The 1882-nt window shown below is 36.2% G+C and carries 2 protein-coding genes; both read left to right on the forward strand.

Going from position 1 to position 1882, the window contains the following annotated elements:
* Positions 1–16: 16 nt before the first annotated feature.
* Positions 17–1345: a 4Fe-4S dicluster domain-containing protein gene (locus tag ACJDU8_RS25270; protein ID WP_406794952.1), complete on the forward strand. Its 1329-nt coding sequence runs from the start codon at positions 17–19 to the stop codon at positions 1343–1345.
* A 19-nt stretch (positions 1346–1364) separates the two neighbouring features.
* Positions 1365–1882: BMC domain-containing protein (locus tag ACJDU8_RS25275; RefSeq protein ID WP_406794950.1), on the forward strand; the 518-nt coding region annotated here is incomplete at its 3' end.

The raw sequence follows: 1882 nt of genomic DNA on the forward strand, positions 1-1882 counted from the left end.
TAAGAGAGGTGTAATGATGGATTTACTAAAAAAGATTAAGGATGCAGGTATTATAGGAGCTGGAGGAGCAGGATTCCCAACTCATGTAAAATTAAATACCAAAGTTAAGTATTTCATAGTAAATGCTTTAGAATGTGAACCACTACTTCAATCAGATAAATACTTAATGAGAAATCACAGTGATGAAATAGTAGGGGCAACAGAAATAATAGGAAAATCATTAGGTGCAGAAAAGATTGTAATAGGTTTAAAGGATGTTTATTATAATGAAATAGATGCACTTACAAATTCTATAAAGAAGTTAAATTCTTCAGTGGAGTTGTTCTTAAACAGAAGTTTTTATCCTGCAGGGGATGAACAGATACTAGTTTATGAAGTAACAGGAAGAACAATACCACCAGGAGCAATTCCTTCAAGTGTAGGAGCAGTTGTATCAAATGTAGGTACAGTGTTTAATGTATTTGAATCTCTTAAAGATGAGCCTGTTACATACAAATATGTAACTGTTGTAGGAGAAGTAGCAAGTCCTGCTATTGTTAAAGTTCCAATAGGTACAAAAGTTACAGAATGTATAGAAAAATGCGGTGGAGCCACTGTAGGTGATTACACAGTAATAATGGGCGGACCTATGATGGGAAAGAAAATCTCAAAAGAGGAAGCACAAAATACATTTATTACAAAAACCAACGGAGGAATTATAGTAATTCCGAAGGATCATTATGTAGCTGAAAGAGAAAGATTGACTATAGATCAAATGTTAAACAGAGCTAAAGCAGCCTGTGAACAATGTCGTTCTTGTACAGAATTATGTCCTAGATATCAAATTGGACATCCACTACACCCACACAAAATAATGAGAACTGTGGCATTAGGGAAAAACGACGAGGAAGTTCTTAAGGAAGCAATTATATGCTGTCAGTGTGGAGTATGTGAAATGTATGCATGTCCAGCAGGATTATCTCCTAGACGTATAAATGGATACGTTAAAGGACAGCTGGTAGCAAAAGGCATAAAATGGAAAAATACTACAGACGTATTCCAAGGAGATCCAATGAGAGAATACAGAAAAGTTCCTACAGGAAAATTAATATCCAGGCTTGGATTGCTTAAGTACAAAGGACAACCATATGGAGAAGATCAAGAATTAGTTCCAGCACAGGTAAGTATTCCTTTGAAGCAAGGTATAGGAGCGCCAACTACAGCAGTTGTTAAAGTTGGAGATGTAGTTAAAAAAGGACAACTTATTGGTGCAATAGATGAAGGCAAAATGGGAACAAACGTACATGCCAGCATCGACGGAACTGTTGTTGAAGTAAATGAAAATGTAGTCATAAAAGCTATTTAAGGGTTGAGGTGATATAACCATGATAAGAACTATAGGAATGATAGAATTAAACAGTATAGCTAGGGGAATTAAAACAGCAGATGCTATGATAAAAGCTGCAGAAGTTGAGTTACTTTTAGCAAAGACTATTTGTCCTGGTAAATACATTGTAATGATTACAGGAAATGTAGGAGCTGTTACAGCTTCAATAGAGGCAGCAGTGAGCATAGGAGGAAAACATGTAGTAGATAAGTTGTTACTTCCTAATGTACATGAACAGGTAATTCCTGCAATAAATGAAGCTACAGGTGTTGTAAACTTAAAGGATTTAGGAGTTATGGAATTCTTTAGTGTGGCAACAGGTATAGTTGCAGCAGATGCAGCAGCTAAAGCAGCAGATGTACAGCTTATAGAAGTTAGATTAGGAATGGGAATGGGCGGAAAGTCTTTTGTAACTCTTACAGGAGATGTAAGTGCAGTTAAGAATGCAGTAGAAGCTGGAGTTAACGTTTCACTTGAAACTGGAATGTTAGTTAACAGTGAAGTTGTATCCGGTCC

It is taken from the genome of Candidatus Clostridium eludens (genome assembly GCF_045310515.1).
Lineage (GTDB): Bacteria > Bacillota > Clostridia > Clostridiales > Clostridiaceae > Clostridium_B > Clostridium_B eludens.

What these genes read in the sequence shown, in the direction of transcription:
- ACJDU8_RS25270 (WP_406794952.1), top strand. Translation starts at nt 17, where the DNA reads ATGGATTTACTAAAAAAGATTAAGGATGCAGGTATTATAGGAGCTGGA.